The sequence below is a fragment of the Allokutzneria sp. A3M-2-11 16 genome, assembly GCF_024213555.1.
In the GTDB taxonomy this organism is placed as follows: domain Bacteria; phylum Actinomycetota; class Actinomycetes; order Mycobacteriales; family Pseudonocardiaceae; genus Allokutzneria.
Map to the genome: position 1 here is coordinate 30,348 of NZ_JANAVO010000001.1, position 19,644 is coordinate 49,991.

Here is a 19,644-nt window from a genome sequence, read left to right on the forward strand (position 1 = left end):
GGGGGTCAGGCGTGGTCTTCTTCACCCAGACGGTGTACCCGGATGAGGTTAGTCGAGCCCACGGTCCCCGGCGGCGAGCCTGCGACGATCACCACAAGGTCGCCCGGCTGGTAGCGGCCGGTCATCGCCAGCATCGAGTGGTCGACCTGCTGGATCATCTGGTCGGTCGAGCCGACCTCGGGCACCAGGAAGGTCTCCACGCCCCAGCTCATCGCGAGCTGGCTGCGCACCTCCGCCTCCGGGGTGAACGCCAGCAGCGGCAGCGAGGTGTGCAGCCGGGCCAGCCTGCGCACCGTGTCACCGGACTGGGTGAAGGCGACCAGGGCCTTGGCGTTGAGCCGCTCGCCGATGTCGCGGGCGGCGTAGGAGATCACGCCGCGCTTGGTCCTGGGCACGTGCGACAGCGGCGGCACGGCGTCCGGGGTGATCTCGGTTTCGGCCACCTCGACGATCCGGCTCATCGTCTTGACCACGTCGATCGGGTAGCGGCCCACGCTGGTCTCACCGGAGAGCATCACCGCGTCGGTGCCGTCGAGCACGGCGTTGGCCACGTCGGAGGCCTCGGCGCGGGTCGGCCGGGAGTTGCCGATCATCGACTCCAGCATCTGGGTCGCCACGATCACCGGCTTGGCGTTCTCGCGGGCGATCTGGATGGCCCGCTTCTGCACCACCGGCACGTACTCCAGCGGCAGCTCCACGCCCAGGTCACCGCGGGCGACCATGATCCCGTCGAAGGCCAGCACGATGGCTTCGAGGTTGTCGACGGCCTCGGGCTTCTCCAGCTTGGCGACCACCGGCAGCCTGCCGTTGCCCACCCGGTCCATCACCTGGTGCACCAGGTCGATGTCGGCGGGCGAGCGGACGAAGGACAGCGCGATGATGTCCACCCGCAGGCTCAGCGCGAACTCGAGGTCCTCGATGTCCTTCTCGGACAGGGCCGGGACGGAGACGTCCATCCCCGGCAGCGACAGGCCCTTGTTGTCGCTGACCTTGCCGCCCTCGGTCACGTCGCAGACCACGTCGGAACCCTCGACGGTCACCACGGTCAGCCCGACGTTGCCGTCGTCGACCAGCATCCGGTCGCCCGGCTTGGCGTCGTTGGCCAGGCCCTTGTAGGTGGTGGAGACCCGGTCGTGGGTGCCGGGCACGTCCTCGACGGTGATCCGCACGCGGTCACCGGTCTCCCACATCACCGGTCCGTTGGCGAACCGGCCGAGGCGGATCTTGGGGCCCTGCAGGTCGGCCAGGATGCCCACCGCGCGGCCCGAGGAGTCCGCGGCCTGGCGGACCATGTCGTAGACCTGCTTGTGGTCGGCGTGGCTACCGTGGCTGAAGTTCAGCCGGGCCACGTCCATGCCGGCTTCGACCAGGTCACGGAGCTTTTCCGGGGTCGCGGTCGCCGGACCGAGGGTACAAACGATCTTCGCACGTCGGCTCACGTCCGAGGAGCCTAGACCCGATCGCTGTACCGATACCGCACACCGGGCCAGGATCTTTGTCGTGAGCCTTCGTGTTCTGCCCTTCGTCACCGCGGTGTTGCTCAGCGTAGTCATCCTGTTCATGCCGGGATCCGGCGTCCCGCTGGCGCCGCCGGGCGTGGACAAGGTCGTGCACTTCGGGCTCTTCGGCCTGCTCGCGGTGACCGGCCTGATCGCCCGGCTGCGGCTGATCCCGCTGGCCATCGGCCTGGTCCTGTACGCCGTGGCCTCGGAGATCCTCCAGGCGACGCTGCCGATCGACCGGACCTTCGAGGTGGTGGACGTCCTCACCGACTGGGCCGGGCTGGCGGTGGGGACGCTGCTGCACGCGTGGGCCAGCTCGGCGCGGGGCCGTCAGCGGCGGCGCCGGTACCTCAGGCGCCCGGCCGACGAGGAAGCCTGAGCACTTCCACCCGACCGGGTGGTCTTTTCGGCCCCTCCGGAAATCTCACCCCAAGCGGGTTGACCGGTCTTCAAGTACCCCCGACCCCGGCCCCCACGACCGCAAACGACACCCAACCCCGGAGGGCGACGGAGGTTGGGGGCGGTTTGCGACGGCTGAGACGGGGGTCGGTGGTACTTGAAGACGCACCAACCACGGCGTGGGTGTGGCGGGTCGCTAGAAGCGGGTCTCGCTGACGCCGATGTGGTCGGCGGCCCACTCGTTGACGCCGACCAGCTCGCGCCACGCCTTGCGCACGCGGTCGAGGCAACCGGGCTCGTGCAGCACGTCGTCCGGCTCCCACTCGCGCACCACGTAGATCGAGCGGTGTTTGAGCAGCTCGATGCGCGGGTGGTCGGCGTCGAAACCCCTCGGGCGGGTCTTGAGGCGGTCGCCCCTGACCTCCCAGCCCTTCCGCTCCAGCTTGCGCAGCAGCTGCCGGAAGACCTCGCCCCTGCGGTCATCGCCGACCGCGGTGCGGTAGCGCGCGAGCTGGTCGGAGGCCATCGCGAACGAGCCGCCGCCAACGAGCAGGCCCGCCGGGCTGATCTGCACGTAGAAGGCCCCGCCGCCGCGCCCCTGCTCGACCACGCCGCCGCAGTGGGTCTTGTAGGGCGTCTTGTCCTTGCTGAAGCGGACGTCGCGGTACGGCCGGAAGACCTTGCCGGGCCCGAACTCCGGCTCCAGCTCGGCCAGCAGCGCCTCCATCGGGGCGCGCACGTCCTCGTCGTAGGTCTGCTTGTTGTCCGTCCAGAAGGCCTTGGAGTTGTCCGCCTCCAGGTCGTCGAAGAAGTCGATCGCGTGTTCGCCGAACCCGCCGAAACCCATGGTCATCGACGCTACCGGGTGACTGTCAGGGGTCCGGCGTAGCGTCCCGCAGTGACCTGGATCACGCATTTCGATATTCGGAGGTTTGTGATGGTTCTGCTGGCGATCGGCACCCGCAAGGGTCTGTGGCTGGCCAGGAGCGCGGACGGCAGGGCGAGCTGGACCCTCAGCGGCCCGCACCACCCGATGACGGCCGTCTACTCAGTGGCGATCGACACCCGCCGCGGCAGTCCCCGGCTGCTCGCCGGTCTGCACAGCGAGCACTTCGGCCCCAGCGTGATGACCAGCGACGACCTCGGTGGGAGCTGGCAGGAGCCCGATCACGCCCCGGTCGCCTTCCCCGAGGACACCGGCACCTCGCTCGGCCAGGTGTGGCAGATCGCGCCGGGACCGCGGTCGCAGCCGGAGGTCGTCTACGCCGGGGTCGAGCCCTCCGCGCTGTTCCGCTCCGCCGACGGCGGCCGCACCTACGAGCTGGTCCGGGCGCTGTGGGACCACCCGCACCGCGCCGACTGGACCCCGGGCTTCGGCGGCCAGGCGATCCACTCCGTGCTGCCGCACCCGGAGAACCCCGACGAGGTCACGGTGGCGATGTCCACCGGCGGCGTCTACAAGACCACGGACGGCGGGCGGAGCTGGGCGGCCAGCAACAGCGGCATCAGCGCCTACTTCATGCCCGACCCCGACCCCGAGTTCGGCCAGTGCGTTCACAAGATCGCCCAGCACCCGGACCGGCCCGAGAGGTTCTTCGCGCAGAACCACCACGGCGTCTACCGCAGCGACGACGGCGCGCGGACGTGGCAGTCCATCGCGGAGGGCCTGCCGAGCGACTTCGGCTTCCCGATGGTGGTGCACCCGCACAGGCCCGAGGTGATCTACACGTTCCCGCTGACCGCCGACGCGCTGCGGTTCCCGCCGGACGGCAAGTGCCGCGTGTACCGCAGCGAGGACGGCGGCGGGTCGTGGACCGCGCTCACCGCGGGCCTGCCGGAGGACGGGTTCTGGACGGCGGTGCTGCGCGACGCGATGTGCGTGGACGACGCCGACCCCGCGGGCGTGTACTTCGGCTCCCGCACGGGCGAGGTCTACGGCAGCGCCGACGAGGGCGACTCGTGGTCGCTGATCGCCCAGCACCTGCCCGACGTGCTGTGCGTCCGCGCCGCGTCGGTCTAGGGGGTCGCGATGCACGTCACCGTGTTGCTGCCGGGGGTGCTGCGCTCAGCGGCCGACGGCACGCCCAAGTTCGAGCTGGAGATGACCGCGCCCGCGACCCTCGGCGACGTCCTGGACGTGATCGCGGGCCGCTACCCGTTGCTGGAGCGGCGTTTGCGGGACGAGCAGCGCCGGCTGCGGCGGTACGTGAACTTCTTCGTCGACGGCGAGGAGTGCCGCCGCCTGGCCGGGGCCGACACCGTGCTCGCCGAGGGCGCCGAGATCCAGATCATCCCGTCCGTAGCGGGCGGCTGACCCTCACATTGGTCCAGGCCAATCCCGTTTCGTACTCATAGCCGGAGATGGAGCGCTCCCAAACCCGGCTATGAGTACGAAACGGAAGAGGGGGTGAGGTCGCGCGGGGTGATGAGGCGCTTCTCGGGGATGAAGGGCCTCGGGTCGGCGGCGGGGCAGGCCGCGGGGCTCGGCGTGGCTGAGCGGTCGATGGCGGCCTTGGCGGAGCGGCACAGTGCGGCGCGCGAGCGGTAGCGGGACGGGTCGAGGACCGGGAGCGCGCGCACGTGCACTTCGAGTCCGCGGATCGCGGCGATGGCGCGCACGTTGTCCAGCAAGGTCTGCCCGCTGAGGAAAGCGGCGGAGGAGGTGGCGCGACCGCCGCGCAGGCGGTGCTCGATCAGCGTGGGGCGGACGGGGACACCGGCGCGCAGTGCGGCTTCGAAGACCGCGGGGGTGAAGGCACCGCCGGGAGAGCTGCACCGGCGGACGCCCTCGGGGAAGGCGCCGACGGGCAAGCCCGTGCGCAGGGCAGAGGTGATCTCGGCGATGGTGTCCGGCAGCGCGCGGGGCCGCGAGCGATCCAGGAAGATCGTCCCGCCGCCGCTGAGCAGCCTGCCGAGGAAACCGGTGGCCGTCCGCGCATCGGCAACCAGGTGAATCGGTTGCTGCACAAGCAAAGCGGCCCCGTCCAGCCAGGAGAGGTGGTTCGCCACCAACAGCGCGGCGCCACCTCGGGGTCCGGTGTGCACGACGCGGACGCCGAGCGCGCGCAGCAGCAACCCCGACAGCCGCCGGAGCTCCCGGACGCGGCGGCGCGGGCTGAACAGGGGCAGGAGGACGGCCAACGGCACCGCGAGCAGGAGCACGGAGAACACCGATCCGAGGCGGACAACCCGCCGCGCCAAGGGAACGGCCGGTGTCTCGCTCGCGTCCGGCAAGCAGTCGGAGGGGCAGTGGGCTGGGTATCCGGGTGAGGTCTTCACTGGTCTGCATCCACAATCGAGGTCGACGGCAATGCAGGTGTGGATCTTGCACCAGTGCGTCCGGGTCGACGCGAGGGGGTCCCGTAGTCGTTTGCTGCCAAGGGAAACCGGCTACGGCTCGACTACCTGCAACGGCGCACCGCCGCGAGTGCCGAGACGACGCCAGACCCAGAGCAGGGTTGCGCCGAAGAGGAACACGTACACGTTGGTGTAGACGTTGCCGAGGCCGCCCCACTCCGGGGCGCCGATCACACCGAGCGCGGGGATGTCCATGCGGTGCCCCGTGAAGAAATGCATGGGCCACGAGAACGTCACCACGGCGAGGAGACTCAGCACTGCGATGTGCACTCGGCTGCTCCGCCACCAGTGCGCGGCGACGATCGCGAGCGGCACGAACCACACCCAGTGATGGCTCCACGAGATCGGCGACACCACGGCCCCGGTCATTCCGACGAGGGTGAAGGCCAGCAGCATCTCCCCACGCCGCTGTGCGAGCACCGCCAGGGAGAACCCGGCCAGCACGGCGAGCAGCGCGAAGCCCAGCCACAGCACCGTGGGCGGCTCGTCCATTGTGAACAGTCGAGCGAGCAGGCCGTTGAGCGACTGGTTCATCGGGCTCGCGACTTCGCCGACGCGCTCGGCTTGGAGGAAGGTGCCGCTCCAGTACCGCAGCGCGTTGCCCGGCGTCACCGCGAGGCTGATCGCTACCGTGGCCAGGAATGTGCCGACCGCGACAAGAGCCGCCTTGTAGCGCCGCGTGACCAGGAAGTAGATGACGAAGATGGCGGGCGTGATCTTGATACCGGCGGCGAGCCCGACCGCCAGACCGAGCCACACATCCGTGCGCTTGTGCAGCCCGAACAACAGGATCACTAGCAGCACCAGGTTGATCTGACCGAGGTGCATCGTCCACGAAACCGGCTCCACCCAGAACAGCAACGCGGTCAGCCCCAGGGTGAGGCGACGCAGATCCCGGTCCGGCGCATAGCCCATGATCCGCAACGACAGCCAGACCGCGCAGGCCAGGAGCGCGGTGTTCACGGGGAACACCAACAGCTTCCACAGCCACAGCGGGCCGAGCACCATCGGCGCGAACAGCAACGTGGAGAACGGCGGGTAGGTGTAGGAGAACATCCCACCGGCGATCTTGGCTTCGTAGAGCGGCGAGCCTTCCACCAGCGCCCGCGCTCCGGCCTCGTAGACGGTGAGGTCGAGGAAGTCGGACATGATCACAAAGCCGGTGACGGCCCAGTGCAGCACGGAAATGGCGATGAACGCGGGGACCGTCACCACCGCGATCCACACCGCGTTGCGGGACACCCACGCCAACGGCTTCGGCGGGACAGGGCTCATCTTGCGCCTCCGGGGCGGCAATCGAACAACAGCTCCGGGTGTCCCGGCGGCCCTGAGGGACCGGACGCGCCCTGGTAGTCGGCGACGGGCACGGGAGCGCAGTTCTTCGCCACCCACTCCTGCCGCTCGATCGACGTGCCTCCGCCCATGCCGCCGTGGAACCCACCGATGAGCACGTGCCGGACCTGCCCGGACCGCACCAGCTCCTGAAGCTCCACAATGGACGGAACGGCGGCCGCACCGGTGAAGCCGCCCATGGGCAGCACGCTGTACCCGGCACGCAGGTAGGGCGCGGCGGTGTTCGCGGTTGGAACGGCGAACATGTAGCGCTCGCGCGTGTGGTTCTGCTTCACATACTGCAGCACGCCGACGTTCGGAGTGACCATGTTCATGTCCCCCATCCCCGGCGGGAAAGGCATGTCCGGGGGCATTCCGTGCATGGCGGCCATTCCCGAGTCAGACAGAGCACTTCCTTGCCCCGCAACAGGGTTCAATGACGTCAAACCGTCGAGGACCTTCCCGGAAGCCATCACGGTGAACACCGCGGGGCCCGCCAACACCGCTGCGACTGCCACCGCGGGCAACCGCGCCACGAGCGCGACAGCCACACCCACCGCGATCACGATCCCGAGCCACACCAAGTCTTCTCGGGTGCACAACACCACCGCCCAGGCACCCGTTCCGACGATCCCCACCCACGTGTTGAGGTGAAACGCGTAGGCGGCCAACGCCGCGACGGCCGGAGCCAAAGCCGCGGTGTAGTAGGGGTGAATGCCCGGCGCGGCGGAGAAAAGAACCGCGTGCGTCAGCAGCCACGTTCCCCACATGATCACACCCGCACGCTCAAAGTCCTTGCGCGGGAAGGACTTGCGGACAACCAGACCGAGAATGACGGCGATCAGGGCCAACGGGAGGAGCCAGCTGATCTGAACGCCGATCTCGGAGTTGAACAGGCGGAACGGGCCTGCCGCACCGCCGAAGTCCGCGAGGAAGCTGCTCACCTGGTCCGTCGCGGCGGTGCCGTGCGAGAAACGACCGAAGCCATTGTACAGCAACGCCATCTCCCACACGGAGTTGTTGGTGCTGCCGTCGACGTACGGACGATCCGCGGCCGGGGTCAACGCAACCGCTATGAGCCACAAGGAACTGACCGCGAGCGCGAGCACCCCCGCGACCGCAGTCCGGGCGAGGCGGGACACCAAGCCTCCTGGAGCGGCGACCAGGTAAGCGATTCCCAGTGCGGGCAGGACCAGGAACGCCTGCGTCATCTTCATCTGGAAGCCGACGCCGATCCACACCGCCGCGATCAGCAGCTGCGGCCAGCGCCCGCCCTTGATCGCCTTCGACGTGGCCAATGCCGCGCAAACCATGCACAGCACCAGGAACGTGTCGGGGATGTTCACCCGCGCCAGCACCACGGTGATCGGCGTCAAGGCGAACACGGCTGCGGCGATGAGCCCCGCACGCGTGCCGATCCAGAGCCGCACAGCCGAGTACAGCACCGGAACCGTTGCCGCTGCCGCAAGGGCTTGGGGCAGCAGGACGGCCCAGGCGTGGAAGCCGAACACGCGCACCGACAACGCCTGCATCCACAGCGCGCCCGGAACCTTGTCCACCGAGATCGTCCCGGCCGGATCGAAGGCACCGTAGAAGAACGCGTGCCAGCTCTCGCTCATCGAGCGAACACCGACCGTGTAGTAGTAATGCGGTTCGACTCGGCCGAAAGCCCAGAAGGCCAACAGGAAAGTCGCAGCGGTGAGGCCCAATACGGCCAGGGAACGAGTTTTCACAGCGCGGGGTTCCTGAAGGGCGGGTCGCCGAGCACGTGCACGCGGCGCAGGTGGCGGGGCGCGCGGTGGGTGAAAGCCTCACGACCGTGCAACAGCGTGTAGTTGTCGGTGATCACCAGATCGCCGTCGACCCAGTTGTGCGCGTAGTAGTGGCGCGGGTCGTAGAGCGCCTTCTGGAGTTCTTCAAGCAGCGCATGAACATCCTCGCTGGCCACGCCGTCGAAGCTGTGGCTCGGCCGGTTGAGGAACGCCGAATCGTCGGCGAGCGGCGGCTCGTTGTACCGCATCGTCGGCACGCCCGTGGTCGGATGCGGTACCACCAAAGGAGAAACCGCCTTCCCTCCGTAGTGGACCTTGTTCTGGATGCGGTAGGTCACGGTGATGTCGCGCCACCGCTCGACCGTCGCGGGGTCGGCGGATGCGAGCACAGCGCTGGAGTCGCTGAACGTGGTGCGGCCACCGTTGCCCGCGCCTGGCGCGCTGACGCACTGGAAGACCTGGAACTCCGGGATCATCGGCTTGTACATGCCGTCCCAGTGCAGCGGGACGTAGCTGTGGTCGAAGATGTGGTCGGTCGGCGCGTCGGTCTCGACCAGTTCGAGCACGGCGCCGAAGGGCCACATCATGACCTCGCCGAGGGTGCCGCACCACGCGGTCAGGTCCTCGGCGTTGGTGAAGTCGCGGAACCCGCGCAACACGAGGATGTGGTGCTCCCGGGCGAGCGCGAGCAAGGCTTCCGGGGCGAGCGTCGTGGGGTTCGTTCCTGGCGCGCCCGCCTGGACGAGCACGCCGAAGGAACCGATTTTCTGTTGCTGTGCAAGGGACATGACGGTTTCCTTCAGCCCGTGAGGCGAGACAGGACGTAGTGGCTGGGCCGGCCACCCCGCCGGACGAGGGTGGCGCCGAGCCGTTCGGCGTCGGCCCGCTTGTGCAGCTCCGGGCGCCCGTCGACCATGACGGTGACGCCGTGCCAGGGGGTGAGCCAGCTGTCCGCCGTCTCCATCAGCAGGATGCCGAGCTTCGCGGAACCGCACGCCTGCGGGTGAATGGACAGGCGAACGGCGTCGGTGAACCGCTCGGCGAGCAGCGCGCCCCACGCCCGGCTGCGCTGGATGACCCCGTACGCGCGGCGCCGGGCTTCGCGCAGCGCCGCCGCCCTGCTGCCCGCGTAGTCGGGGCCGAGCTGGTCCTCGAACAGGAACCGCGTCATCCCCCGGTAGATGCTCAGCGCGTGCCCGCCCGCCTTGACCTCGGCGCGCACCGACTCCACCGGCTCCGCGTAGTGGGTCACCAGGTGCTGACGCATCGCGTCGTGATCGTCGCCCAGGTGCACGTCGTCGAGGTCGAAGACGTCCAGCCGCTCCGCGCCGATCCGGTCGATCATCGCGAGCAGTTCGCGGCGGTAAGCCGTGACGTCGGAGTCCGGAACGCCGATCAGGTCACCGAATACGCGCCCGTCGGAACAGATCACGAAGCGCGCGCCGGGCGAGTAGACGCGCTCGATCCGATCGCAGACCGACTGGAGGAACTCCAGCGCCACGCGTTCGGCCATGTCCGGTAAATGGCTGATCGTCTTCGCGCGGTTCGGCGACTTCGCCGGAAAGGCGGGCAGCACAAGCTGGATTTCCCGCCCCGCCGCCATCGCGGCCTCGATCTTGCGCAGGTGCGGCGCGGCACAGGCGGCGCAGGGCTCGGGGTGCTCCCCCGGCAGCCGTCGTTGGTAGGCCATGAGCAGGCGGGCAACGGCGTCGGCCGGGTTGTCGCCGCCGGGTTCCACGGTCGAGACGACCTGGTCCGACAGCACGGAGTTGACCATCCCCGAATCCCCCTCATATCTCGCCTGCACGGCCGGAGCATCCCAAGGGCGATTCAATGTCGAACAATCTCACTTGCGCATAGCTTCGTGCTATGCCCCTCGGGAAAGCCGGGCGCGAGGTGGGGTGATTCGAGAAGTCGAAGCGCGCCGGACCAGCCGGACGGCGTACGCCGAACGGCCCCCGGACAGCGTTGTCCGGGGCCGTGGAAAAAGCGGTTACACCACCGAGAGCGGAATCGCCGTGGGGTGGACCGGAGCGGGCAGGTCGGAGGCGCCGGTGAGGTAGGTGTCCACCGCGTTGGCCACCGAGCGACCCTCCGCGATCGCCCACACCACAAGGGAAGCGCCGCGGTGCGCGTCCCCGCAGACGAACACGCCGGGCGTGCTGGTCTGCCAGTCGGTGCCGCAGGACAGGGTGCCGCGCGGGGACAGCGCCAGCCCGAGGTCGTCGAGCAGCCGCATGTGCTCGACCCCCTCGAAACCGATCGCCAGCAGCGCCAGGTCGCAGGGGATCTCCTCGATCTCCTCCGACTGCGGCACCACCTGGCGGCGGCCGGAGGCGTCGCGCTCCACCCGGACCTTGCGCAGCCGCACCGCGCGAACCCGGCCGGTCCCATCGTCCACAAAGGACTCGACCGCGACCGCGTACAGCCGCTCGCCGCCCTCCTCGTGCGCGGCGTAGGAGCGCAGCACCCACGGCCAGGTCGGCCACGGCGAGCGGTCGTCGTCGCGCGTGGACGGGGGCTGCGGGTACTGGTCGAGCTGGAACACCCGGACCGCGCCCTGGCGGTGCGCCGTGCCGAGGCAGTCCGCCCCGGTGTCCCCGCCACCGATGATCACGACGTTCTTGCCGGCCGCGTCGATCGGCGTCGGGCCGTCGCCCTCGCAGAACTTGTTGGCGGGCACCAGGTGTTCCATCGCCAGGTGCACGCCGCGCAGCTGCCTGCCCGGGGTCTCCGGCGTGTCCCGGCCGCGCAGCGCGCCCACCGCGAGCACGACCGCGTCGAACTCCGAGTGCAGCTTCTCCACCGGCAGGTCGACGCCGACCTCGCAGTTGGTGATGAAGCGGGTGCCTTCCGCGCGCAGCTGGGCCAGTCTGCGGTCGAGGACCTTCTTCTCCATCTTGAACTCGGGGATGCCGTAGCGGAGCAGGCCGCCGAGCCGGTCGTCCCGCTCGAAGACGGTGACCTCGTGGCCCGCCCTGGTCAGCTGCTGCGCCGCCGCGAGGCCCGCGGGGCCCGAGCCGACCACGGCCACCTTCTTGCCGGTGGAGACCCCGGAGGGCAGCGTCTCCACCGTGCCGGATTCCCAGGCCACGTCGGCGATCGCCTGCTCGACGCGCTTGATCGCCACCGCGCCGCCGGAGTCGTGCGAGATCGCCAGCACGCAGGCCGCCTCGCACGGCGCCGGGCACAGCCGCCCGGTGAACTCCGGGAAGTTGTTGGTGGCGTGCAAGCGTTCCGCGGCCTGCTCCCAGTCGCCGCGGCGCACCAGGTCGTTCCACTCCGGGATCAGGTTGCCCAGCGGGCAGCCCGCGGAACCGGAGTGGCAGAACGGGATGCCGCAGTCCATGCACCTGGCCGCCTGGGGGCGGACCTGGTCGTCGCGCTCGGGCTGCTCGATCGCCTCGTAGACCTCGGCCCAGTCGCCGAGCCGGTCGTCGACCGGGCGCTTGGCACCGTCGGCGCGGCGGTACTTCAGGAAACCGTTCGGGTCAGCCACGGGACGCCTCCATGATCGCCGCGTCGACGTCTCGGCCCTCGGCGCGGGCGGACCGCTCCGCTTCGAGGACCCGCTGGTAGTCCCTCGGCATGATCTTGGTGAACGCCGAGGAGCGGCGCGGCCAGTCACCGAGCAGCGACGCCGCCACCGCGGAACCGGTGAGCTTGTGGTGCCGCTCGACGATGTCGCGCAACCACTTCAGGTCCTCCGGGCGCGGGCGCTGGAGCTCCACCATGGCCTGGTTGACCCGCAGCGGGTCGAGGTCGAGCACGTAGGCGATGCCGCCGGACATGCCCGCCGCGACGTTGCGCCCGGTCGGCCCGAGCACCACCGCGCGCCCGCCGGTCATGTACTCGAAGGCGTGGTCGCCCGCGCCCTCGGACACCGCGATCAGGCCGGAGTTGCGCACGCAGAACCGCTCGCCGACCCGTCCGCGCAGGAAGATCTCACCGCGGGTGCCGCCGTAGCCGATCACGTTGCCCGCGATCACCTGCTGCTCGGCGGCGAAGGTGGACTCCAGCGGCGGGCGCACGATGATCCGCCCGCCGGAGAGGCCCTTGCCGACGTAGTCGTTGGCGTCGCCGACCATCTCCAGGGTGATGCCCGGCGGCAGGAACGCGCCGAGCGACTGGCCCGCGGACCCGGTGAGCCGCACGTGGATCGTCTCCTCCGGCAGGCCCGCGCCACCGAAGCGGCGGGTGACCTCGGAGCCGAGCAGCGTGCCGACGGTGCGGTTGACGTTGCGCACGGGGAGTTCGAGCCGCACCGGGTGCGCGTCCTCCAGCGCCGCCTCGGCGAGCTGGATCAGCGTGCGGTCCAGCGCCAGCTCCAGGCCGTGGTCCTGGCCGCGCAGCCGCCGCTTCGCCGCGCCATAAGGGGTTTCCGGCGTCGCGAAGACCGGGGCGAGGTTCAGCCCGGAGGCCTTCCAGTGCTCGATCGCGCTGTCGGTGTCCAGCAGCTCGGCGTGCCCGATGGCCTCGTCCAGCGTGCGGAACCCAAGGGAGGCAAGGTGTTCGCGCACCTCCTCGGCGATGAACTCGAAGAAGTTCACCACGAACTCGGCCTTGCCGGTGTAGCGCTTGCGCAGCTCCGGGTTCTGGGTCGCGATGCCCACCGGACAGGTGTCGAGGTGGCAGACGCGCATCATCACGCAGCCCGCCACGATCAGCGGCGCGGTGGCGAAGCCGAACTCCTCGGCGCCGAGCAGCGCGGCCACCACGACGTCGCGGCCGGTGCGCATGGCGCCGTCGACCTGGACGGTGATCCGGTCCCGCAAACCGTTGAGCATCAACGTTTGCTGGGTTTCGGCGAGGCCGATCTCCCACGGGGTCCCGGTGTGCTTGAGCGAGGTCAGCGGCGAGGCTCCGGTGCCGCCGTCGTGCCCGGAGATGAGCACCACGTCCGCGTGCGCCTTGGCCACGCCCGCCGCGACCGTGCCGACGCCGACCTCGCTGACCAGCTTCACGTGCACGCGGGCCTGCTCGTTGGCGTTCTTCAGGTCGTGGATGAGCTGCGCCAGGTCCTCGATCGAGTAGATGTCGTGGTGCGGCGGCGGGGAGATCAGCGCGACGCCGGGCGTGGAGTGCCGGGTCCGCGCGATCCACGGGTAGACCTTGTAGCCGGGAAGCTGCCCTCCCTCGCCGGGCTTCGCGCCCTGCGCCATCTTGATCTGGATGTCGGTGCCGTTGACCAGGTACTCGCTGGTGACGCCGAACCGTCCACTCGCGACCTGCTTGACCGCGGAGCGCCGCTCCGGGTCGTAGAGCCGCTCCGGGTCCTCTCCGCCCTCACCGCTGTTGGACCGGCCTCCGAGCTGGTTCATCGCGATGGCAAGGGTTTCGTGCGCCTCGGCCGAGACCGAGCCGTAGGACATCGCGCCGGTGTTGAACCGCTTCACGATGGAGGAGACCGACTCGACCTCCTCGATCGGGATCGGCTCCCGCGCCTCGGTACGCAGCTTGAACAGCCCGCGCAGCGTGCCGCCCTTGCGCGCCAACGCCTCCACCTCTTCGGTGTAGCGGCGGTAGACGTCATGGCGGCGGGTCTTGGTGGCGTGCTGGAGCAGGAACACCGTCTCCGGGTTGAACAGGTGCAGCTCGCCCTCGCGGCGGTAGTAGTACTCGCCACCGATGTCGAGCTTGCGGTGCGCGCGGTCGGCCGGGTTGTCCGGGTAGGCCATCCGGTGCCGCGCGGCGGCCTCCGCGGCGAGCACGTCGAGGCCGACGCCGCCGAGCTTGGAGATGGTGCCGCAGAAGTACTCGTCGACGAGGTCCTGGGACAGGCCGAGCGCCTCGAAGACCTGCGCGGCGGTGTAGGCGCCCACGGTGGAGATGCCCATCTTGGACATCACCTTGAGCACGCCCTTGACCAGCGCCTGCACGTAGTTCTTGATCGCCTTCTCCGGCGCGATCCCGGTGATCGCCCCGTGCGCGATCATGTCCTCGATGGTCTCGAAGGCCAGGTACGGGTTGACCGCGGCGGCGCCGAAGCCCAGCAGCAGCGCGATGTGGTGCACCTCGCGCGCGTCACCGCTCTCCACCACCAGCGCCACCCGCAGCCGCTCCTTGGTGCGCACCAGGTGGTGGTGCACCGCGGAGACCAGCAGCAGCGAGGGGATCGGCGCGCGCTTGTGGTCGGAGTCGCGGTCGGAGAGCACGAGCGTGCGCGCTCCGGCGGCGATGGCCTCCGACGCTTCGCGCCGCACCCGCTGGACCGCCTCGGACAGCGCGAGCCCGCCACCGTCCACTTCGTACAGTCCGGAAAGGACGGTGCAGGCGAAGCCGGGGAGGTCGCCGTCGTCGTTGACGTGGATGAGCTTGGCCAGCTCGTCGTTGTCGATGACGGGATAGGGCAGCTCGATGTGCCGACACGACGCCGGACCGGGCTCCAGCAGGTTCTGCTCGGGGCCCATCACGCGCGCGACCGAGGTGACGATCTCCTCGCGGATCGCGTCCAGCGGCGGGTTGGTGACCTGCGCGAAGTTCTGCTTGAAGTAGTCGTAGAGCATCCGGGGGCGCTGCGAGAGCGCGGCGACCGGGGTGTCCGAACCCATGGAGCCCAACGGTTCGATGCCCGCGGTGACCATCGGCGAGAGCAGGACGCGCAGCTCCTCCTCGGTGTAGCCGAAGGTGAGCTGGCGGCGCACGACGGACTCGTGGCTCTGCACCACGTGCTCGCGGTCGGGCAGGTCGGCCAGGTGCAGCAGGCCCGCGTGCACCCACTCGTCGTAGGGCAGCTCGCCGCCCAGGTCCGACTTGAACTCGGCGTCGTCGATGATCCGCCCGGCCTTGGTGTCCACCAGGAACATCCGGCCCGGCTGCAACCGGCCCTTGGCCACCACCTCGGACGGCGGGACGTCGAGCACGCCGGTCTCGCTGGCCAGCACGATGCGGTCGTCCGCGGTCTGCCACCAGCGCGCCGGGCGCAGGCCGTTGCGGTCCAGCACCGCGCCGACGAGCGTGCCGTCGGTGAAGGTGACGCACGCGGGGCCGTCCCACGGCTCCATCATGCTGGCGTGGAAGCGGTAGAAGGCGCGCCGCGCCGGATCCATGCCCGGCGTGTTCTCCCACGCCTCGGGGATCATCATCATCACCGCGTGCGGCAGGCTGCGGCCGCCCAGGTGCAGCAGCTCCAGCACCTCGTCGAAGGAGGCTGAGTCCGAGCCGTCCGGGGTGCAGATCGGGAACAACCTGCTGAGGTCGCCCGGGATCAGGTCGCTGGACAGCAGCGCCTCACGCGAGCGCATCCGGTTCCGGTTGCCGCGGATCGTGTTGATCTCACCGTTGTGCGCCACGTAGCGGAACGGGTGCGCCAGCGGCCACGACGGGAACGTGTTGGTGGAGAAACGGCTGTGCACCAACGCGATCGCGCTCTCCAGCCGCTCGTCGCGCAGGTCGGGGAAGAACGCGGGGAGCTGCGCGGTGGTCAGCATTCCCTTGTACACCAACGTCCGCGAGGACAGCGACGGGAAGTACACGCCGCAGCCCGCGCGCTCGCTCTCCACCTCGGCGCGCTTGCGCAGGCAGAAGGCGAGGCGGTCCAGCGCCACACCCGACGGGAGCTCGTCGGAGGCTCCCGTCACGACCAGCAGCGCGAAGTGCGGCATCACCGAGCGGGCGGTGGGGCCCACGTCGGCGGCGTCGGGGTCGACCGGAACCTCGCGCCAGCCCAGCACTCGCAGGCCCTCGTCGGAAGCGATGCGCTCGATCAGCGCGACCGCCTCGGCGCGGCGCGCGGGATCGGCGGGCAGGAAGCCCATCCCGGCCGCGTAGCGGGCGTTGCCGTCCGAGTCCGGCTCGGGCAGGTCCGCCAGCTCGGCGCGCAGCAGCGCGTCCGGGAGCTGGAGCAGGATGCCCGCGCCGTCGCCGCTGGTGGGCTCGGCGCCCGCGGCGCCACGGTGTTCCAGGTTCGCCAGAGCCGTCAACGCGTCGGCGACGATCCCATGGGAGCGGCGACCCAAGATGTCGGCCACCATCGCGACACCACAGGCGTCGCGTTCCGTGCTGGGGTCGTACAGACCTTGCCGGCCAGGGATGGCGGAGAAGATCACGCGCAGACCTCCCTCGTCGTCCTCGTGCAGTCCAAAGTGGGGGCTGCGGGACGACGGTGGCCCGCTCAAAAGCGCCTGGTATGCCACAGGCAGCATGTTTGTTACGGGGACTGTAACAGTCCGGAAATAGCAGGGCACCCTCTTCTGGGTGGTATCCCACACCCGGGCGTAACGATTCGTGTGGTCGACACGATATAGCGCCCGACGTAGCAGTACGCGCGTCCTGGGTTCTGTCCAGGCGGAACGCGAGTCTACTGGTAGTTTTCCCCACGCCCGCTCGGTAGCGAAGTCCGGTGCGATCCCGGCGCTGTCCCGCAACTGTGATGGCCTGCTCGTCTCCGAGCCGGCTGAGCCAGGTCGCCTTCCGCGCGCGCTCGACATCCGACACTCCCGCACCGAGGACGTGAGACGAGTGCTGTTCCGTCGCCTGACCGCCGCTGTCGCCATCGCGGCGGCCCTGACCGGCTGCGCCACCCGCCAGCCCGCCCCCTCCCCCGGCACCCCGCCCGCCGCCGACTTCCCGGTGGAGGTGAGCGTCCCCGGCGGCTCGACCGGGCTGAAGCTGGAGAAGCGGCCGGAGCGGATCATCTCGCTCAACCCGAGCAGCACCGAGGTGCTCTACGCGGTCGGCGCCGGCAAGCAGGTCGTCGCCGTGGACGACCAGTCCACCTTCCCGGCCGAGGCGCCGAAGACCACGCTCTCCGGCTTCAAGCCGAACCTGGAGGCGATCGCCAACCACAAGCCGGACCTGGTGCTGGCCTCCAACGACATCGACAACCTGGTCGCCGGGCTCGGGCAGCTGAAGATCCAGGTGCTGCTGGTGCCGCCCGCCAAGACGCTGGACGAGGCGTTCACCCAGGTCAGCGCCGTGGGCAAGGCCACAGGGCACGCGGCGGCCGGCGAGGCGCTCGCGCAGCGGATGCGCACCGACATCGACAAGATCGTGGCCGAGACCCGCAAGTCCGCCAAGCCGCTGAGCTACTACCACGAGCTGGACAACTCGCTGTACAGCGTCAGCTCCAAGACCTTCGTCGGCCACGTCTACGCGCGCTTCGGCCTGGTCAACATCGCCGACGACGGGGACAAGAGCGGCAGCGGCTACCCGCAGCTGAGCGCGGAGTACCTGGTCAAGGCCAACCCCGACCTGATCTTCCTCGCCGACACCAAGTGCTGCGCGCAGAACGCCCAGAGCGTGGCCGCGCGGCCGGGCTGGCAGACGGTCACCGCGGTCAAGAACAACGGTGTGATCGCGCTGGACGACGACATCGCCTCCCGCTGGGGTCCGCGCGTGGTGGACCTCGTCCGCACCGTCTCCTCGGCCGTCTCGGCAGCCGCCGCCAAGTGAGCGATCCGCGGCCGACCAGGCTCACCTGGCGGCAGGTGGCGGTCGGCTGCGCGCTGCTGGTGGTCGTGGTCGTGGCTTCGGTGCTGCTCGGCGCGATCGACCTCGGCTGGGGCCGGGTGCTCACCGAGTTCTGGGCGCAGCTGACCGGCGGGGTGTCGCCGCTGTCGGAGCAGGAGGCCGCGATCCTCTGGCAGATCCGGGTACCCAGGGTGGTGCTCGGCTGCCTGGTCGGCGGGGCGCTCGCGGTCTCCGGCGCCGCCTTCCAGGGCGTGTTCCGCAACCCGCTCGCCGACCCCTACCTGCTCGGCGCGGCGGCCGGGGCGGGCCTGGCGGCCACCCTCATGGTCTTCGCGGTCCCCGCCTCCCAGGAGATGGCGCAGGGCTGGTCGATCGGGCCGCTGCCCCTCGCGGCGTTCCTCGGCGCGATCGGCGGGGTCGGGCTGACCTGGGCGCTCGGCCGCTCCGCTGGCAGCGGCACCGCGACCCTGGTGCTGGCCGGGGTCGCGGTCGCGTCGTTCCTGACCGCGGTGCAGACCTTCGTCCAGCAGCTCAACGTGGAGAACCTGCGGGTCATCTACAACTGGATGCTCGGCGGGCTGGGCACCACGGGGTGGAACGAGGTCCTGCTGATCCTGCCGTACGTGGCCGTCTCCTCGGCCGTGCTGTGCGCGAGCGGCCGCCTGATCGACGTGCTCGGCGTCGGTGACGAGGAAGCCTCGGCCCTGGGGCTGCGACCGGCCCGCGTGCGGCTGCTGGTGCTCGTCGCGGCTTCCCTGGCGACGGCGGCGGCGGTCTCGGTCAGCGGCCTGATCGGCTTCGTGGGAATCGTTGTGCCCCATGTGATCCGGCTGATGGTGGCGGGCAGCTACCGCGTGCTGGTGCCGCTCTCGCTGATCGGCGGGGCGATCTTCCTCGCGGCGGCCGACGTCGCCGCGAGGACCGTGATGGCGCCTTCCGAGCTACCCATCGGCGTGATCACCGCGTTCACCGGCGCGCCGTTCTTCGCCTTCGTGCTGCGGGCGACGCGCAAGGAGCGTGCGTGATGGCCGAGCTGGAGCTGCGTTCGGTCTCCGCGGGCTACAAGGACACGATGGTCGTGCGCGAGGTGACCGCGCGGCTGCCGCGGGGTTCCTGGCTGGCGATCATCGGCCCGAACGGCGCGGGCAAATCCACGCTGCTCAAGGCGATCACCGGAATCACCGGCCACAGCGGGGAAATCCTGCTCGACGGCGCGCCCATCTCCGCGATGAGCGCGCGAGAGCGGGCCCGCGCGGTCGGCTACGCGCCGCAGACCCCGGTGGTGCCCGAGGGGCTCACCGTCACCGACTACGCGCTGCTGGGCCGCACCCCGCACCTCGGCCTGCTGGCCCGCGAGGGCGCCTCCGACCTGGTCATCGTGCGCGAGGTGCTGGCCCGCCTCGACCTCGACCACCTCGCCGACCGTCCACTGAGGACACTGTCCGGCGGGGAGCGGCAACGTGCCGTGCTGGCAAGGGTTCTGGCCCAGCAGGCGGGCCTGCTGCTGCTCGACGAGCCCACGACGGGCCTGGACGTCGGGCACGCCCAGGCCCTGCTGGAGCTCGTCGACCGGCTGCGGCGGGCCGATGGCACCACCGTGGTCAGCACGCTGCACGACCTGACCCTGGCCGCCCAGTACGCCGACGAGCTGATCCTCGTCGACAACGGCGACGTGGTGGCCGTCGGGCCGCCCGCCGAGGTGCTGACCGCCGAGCGGGTCGCGACGCACTACGGCGCCAAGGTCGCGATCCTCGCCGCCCCGGACGGCACCCCGGTCGTCACCCCCGTCCGCGATCCCAGCGCGGTTGTGCCCTGAACGGGTCGTTCAGGGAATCTAACGCCCCCAACGACCCGTTCAGGGAACCCAACGC

Annotated in this window: 15 protein-coding genes; 6 read left to right on the plus strand and 9 right to left on the minus strand. The window is 70.2% G+C overall.

The features are described 5' to 3' along the window. Positions 1-5: 5 nt before the first annotated feature. Positions 6-1,439, minus strand: coding sequence for a pyruvate kinase (gene pyk, locus NLX83_RS00140; protein WP_254232805.1), 1,434 nt, complete (start codon positions 1,437-1,439; stop codon positions 6-8). Between pyk and NLX83_RS00145 the strand changes: the two genes are divergently transcribed. Beyond that, positions 1,354-1,881 carry a VanZ family protein gene (locus tag NLX83_RS00145; RefSeq protein WP_374118607.1) on the plus strand — a complete coding sequence of 176 codons (528 nt, stop codon included), beginning with the start codon at positions 1,354-1,356 and terminating at the stop codon, positions 1,879-1,881. The two genes, pyk and NLX83_RS00145, sit on opposite strands and share 86 nt — an antisense overlap. A 216-nt stretch (positions 1,882-2,097) precedes the next feature. On the opposite strand, the gene NLX83_RS00150 is transcribed toward NLX83_RS00145, so the two are convergent. After that, positions 2,098-2,748 (minus strand): DUF2461 domain-containing protein, encoded by a 651-nt coding sequence (locus NLX83_RS00150; RefSeq protein ID WP_254232807.1) that lies wholly within the window; start codon positions 2,746-2,748, stop codon positions 2,098-2,100. An 87-nt stretch (positions 2,749-2,835) separates the two neighbouring features. On the opposite strand from NLX83_RS00150, the gene NLX83_RS00155 reads away from it, so the two are divergent. Next, positions 2,836-3,921, plus strand: coding sequence for a WD40/YVTN/BNR-like repeat-containing protein (locus NLX83_RS00155; RefSeq protein WP_308209248.1), 1,086 nt, complete (start codon positions 2,836-2,838; stop codon positions 3,919-3,921). A gap of 9 nt (positions 3,922-3,930) precedes the next feature. Further along, positions 3,931-4,215 (plus strand): MoaD/ThiS family protein, encoded by a 285-nt coding sequence (locus NLX83_RS00160; RefSeq protein WP_254232809.1) that lies wholly within the window; start codon positions 3,931-3,933, stop codon positions 4,213-4,215. Between the two features lie 68 nt (positions 4,216-4,283). Here the strand turns inward: NLX83_RS00160 and NLX83_RS00165 are convergent, their stop codons facing one another. The 7 genes from NLX83_RS00165 to gltB form a co-directional block, all read right to left on the minus strand. Beyond that, entirely contained in the window at positions 4,284-5,072 is a 789-nt protein-coding gene (locus tag NLX83_RS00165; protein WP_254232810.1) for a lysophospholipid acyltransferase family protein, read from the minus strand. Between the two features lie 219 nt (positions 5,073-5,291). Further along, on the minus strand, positions 5,292-6,533 hold the full coding sequence (locus NLX83_RS00170; protein ID WP_254232811.1) for a glycosyltransferase 87 family protein: 1,242 nt from the start codon (positions 6,531-6,533) through the stop codon (positions 5,292-5,294). Next, positions 6,530-8,323: an ArnT family glycosyltransferase gene (locus NLX83_RS00175; protein ID WP_254232812.1), complete on the minus strand. Its 1,794-nt coding sequence runs from the start codon at positions 8,321-8,323 to the stop codon at positions 6,530-6,532. Before NLX83_RS00175 ends, NLX83_RS00170 begins: the two co-directional genes overlap by 4 nt. After that, on the minus strand, positions 8,320-9,150 hold the full coding sequence (locus NLX83_RS00180; RefSeq protein WP_254232813.1) for a TauD/TfdA dioxygenase family protein: 831 nt from the start codon (positions 9,148-9,150) through the stop codon (positions 8,320-8,322). The genes NLX83_RS00175 and NLX83_RS00180 overlap by 4 nt, the downstream gene beginning before the upstream one ends. Positions 9,151-9,161: 11 nt before the next feature. Further along, on the minus strand, positions 9,162-10,139 hold the full coding sequence (locus tag NLX83_RS00185; protein ID WP_254232814.1) for an L-tyrosine/L-tryptophan isonitrile synthase family protein: 978 nt from the start codon (positions 10,137-10,139) through the stop codon (positions 9,162-9,164). A gap of 216 nt (positions 10,140-10,355) precedes the next feature. After that, a complete protein-coding gene (locus tag NLX83_RS00190) occupies positions 10,356-11,861 on the minus strand; it encodes a glutamate synthase subunit beta (protein ID WP_254232815.1) in 1,506 nt (501 codons plus the stop codon). Continuing rightward, positions 11,854-16,410: a glutamate synthase large subunit gene (gltB, locus tag NLX83_RS00195; protein ID WP_254232816.1), complete on the minus strand. Its 4,557-nt coding sequence runs from the start codon at positions 16,408-16,410 to the stop codon at positions 11,854-11,856. The genes NLX83_RS00190 and gltB overlap by 8 nt, the downstream gene beginning before the upstream one ends. 403 nt (positions 16,411-16,813) lie before the next feature. Here gltB and NLX83_RS00200 point away from each other — a divergent pair, with 403 nt between their 5' ends. The 3 genes from NLX83_RS00200 to NLX83_RS00210 are packed head-to-tail and all read left to right on the plus strand — an operon-like array spanning position 16,814 to position 19,589. Further along, positions 16,814-17,755: an ABC transporter substrate-binding protein gene (locus tag NLX83_RS00200; RefSeq protein WP_254232817.1), complete on the plus strand. Its 942-nt coding sequence runs from the start codon at positions 16,814-16,816 to the stop codon at positions 17,753-17,755. Next, a complete protein-coding gene (locus NLX83_RS00205; RefSeq protein WP_254232818.1) occupies positions 17,752-18,798 on the plus strand; it encodes a FecCD family ABC transporter permease in 1,047 nt (348 codons plus the stop codon). The genes NLX83_RS00200 and NLX83_RS00205 overlap by 4 nt, the downstream gene beginning before the upstream one ends. Beyond that, positions 18,798-19,589: an ABC transporter ATP-binding protein gene (locus NLX83_RS00210; RefSeq protein WP_254232819.1), complete on the plus strand. Its 792-nt coding sequence runs from the start codon at positions 18,798-18,800 to the stop codon at positions 19,587-19,589. Before NLX83_RS00205 ends, NLX83_RS00210 begins: the two co-directional genes overlap by 1 nt. Positions 19,590-19,644 lie beyond the last annotated feature (55 nt).